Origin of the sequence: Paenibacillus sp. PastM-3, assembly GCF_029893965.1 — a bacterium.
In the GTDB taxonomy this organism is placed as follows: domain Bacteria; phylum Bacillota; class Bacilli; order Paenibacillales; family Paenibacillaceae; genus Paenibacillus_AQ.
In genome coordinates this window covers 1-1,876 of record NZ_JARXXP010000072.1, presented here as the reverse complement: position 1 = coordinate 1,876, position 1,876 = coordinate 1, and the positions used below count along the sequence as shown (strand labels likewise).

Sequence of the window (1,876 nt, the reverse complement as noted above, 5' to 3'; positions counted from 1 at the left end):
GCGTGAGCACCCGGCGTTTGGTTGCCGGTTGCCGTAACCGTGACCGTATCAGAGGCTGCATCGGTGGAGATTGTAATCCCTGTTCCGGCGGCCAGGGTGAGTACATCGCTCTTAGCGTCTGCCACAACATCAGCCTGCCCGGAGACCCGCACTGTGGCAAAAGCGTTCTGGTTGACCTCTGCTCCCGCAGCGATCCCGGCCAGCTTTGACTTTTCTGATGCTGTTGTATGGATCGAGGTATCCCCGGTGTGAGTATTAAGATTGGATTGCACCGCATTGGCTTTTGTTGTTGCATCTGTAGCAGCTGCAGCTATTGCAGCCGATTGAGCCGCTGAGGCCTTAGAGCTTGCATCGGTCGCTGCCGCAGCTATTGCAGCATTCTGTGCCGCTGTAGCCTTTGTCTGAGATCCGGTTGTAGTCTCCTTGGCGTTCCAGTCCGTACGCTCGGATGCAATGATGTGCCGGGTTGTATCATCTGCATGCGTCTTCGCCGCCTCTAGTGTTGTAGCCGGTGCTGTCCTCCAAGATGGCTTCCCCGTAATGGACTTAATCATGTTCGCCAGCCAGCCCAGCAAGGTAGTAAGTGTTCCTGCATCTCCGGTTGGTGCGGTGGTATCCGCAATCGTGCGGTTACCAATTACCGTATCGGTGGCCGTTCCTGATCCGCCGGCTCCTGTAGCGATCCCGGCCAGCTTCGTTTTCTCGGTTGTGGTGTAGTCATTAGTTGAAAGTCCTTTGCCGGATACCTTGTCTACCTTCGCAGCGTCTACTACGTCCAGTTCTGACTTCTTGGCAAATACCAGGGACTGGTCAATTGTAGCGCTGATATTGGCCGCCGTCCCGACAACCACAACAACATCAAACTGCTTTTCGATGATGTCGGATCCGCCGCCCGGCGGAATATAATCTGCAGTCACTCCTGCATTTGCGTAAGCATAAAGGATTTCCCCGGCATCCGGATCCTGCGCGAACAGCCCGACCTCCCGCCAATAAAAGCCCGTTGTTACGTCAGCATTCCGCAGGACCGTTCCAACGGTTACTTTATTTGGGGGAAGTGTCTTGAGCCGGGTAATTGACAGGCTCTTTTTCTGGGATATCAAGCCATTCAGCGCCGGGATCGACTGTCCGGTGAGCGAACCATCCCCTACAGCAATACGGGTGTAATTAAGCTGCGCCCCCGCCTGCGCCTTGCCCTGCAGCACGAGGCCTTTATTTGTTAATGTCATGCCTCCAAAAACTGCCACTTGCGTCCCTCCTTAAATCGTGATCGTTTCTCCAAAATGCAAAAATCCGCCGAAATATAACGGCAGCTCCTCAGCTTGTGATATTGTGACGCTGTCCAGGACGGCGGACAGGCGTTTGACGGCATCCACCGCCGCGACGAACTCCTGCGCCCGAGTGGTGGTAACGTCCGAATTGTTCGTGACAACCCGGAAGTGATACGGGTCGCCGCCGTACTGCCACCACTCCTCGACCGCCCCCTCGCCGAAAAGGATTGCAATCAGATCCTCTACAGCTCCTGGCGTCCCTTTATGGCGATGAAAAGGGATGGCGTTCTGCACCAGCAGCCGCTTTTGCTCCAAAGGCAAATCAGGGTCATAATAAGGCGGCTTGTACTGCCAAGCCAGCTCATCAGTTTCAGCATCCGTCCACACCGCCGACCGACCGAAGATATCCAGCGCAGCAATCATACCGGTTGTCTCCTGCAGTTCGCCGTCTAATGCTGCGGCGGCCGCTGCCATAGCCGAATCTGACCGGATAGACAGTGGCAGCAGATCAAACAGGCTCACTGTCTGCAGCTTAATCATCGACTAACCCTCCATAATTGATTGTTGTTGTGCCCTCTTGCGCAACCTGCAACGGGGTCAGGGCAGTA

General features: G+C 55.3%; 2 protein-coding genes. Both read right to left on the bottom strand.

What is annotated here, in order from left to right; translation table 11 throughout:
• A partial coding sequence (locus tag M2108_RS31295; protein ID WP_277473363.1) for a hypothetical protein occupies nt 1–1,244 on the bottom strand: 1,244 nt, incomplete at its 3' end.
• Nucleotides 1,245–1,256: 12 nt separating this feature from the next.
• Complete coding sequence (locus M2108_RS31290) at nt 1,257–1,808, bottom strand: phage tail protein I (RefSeq protein WP_277473364.1); 552 nt, start codon at nt 1,806–1,808, stop codon at nt 1,257–1,259.
• Nucleotides 1,809–1,876: the final 68 nt, after the last annotated feature.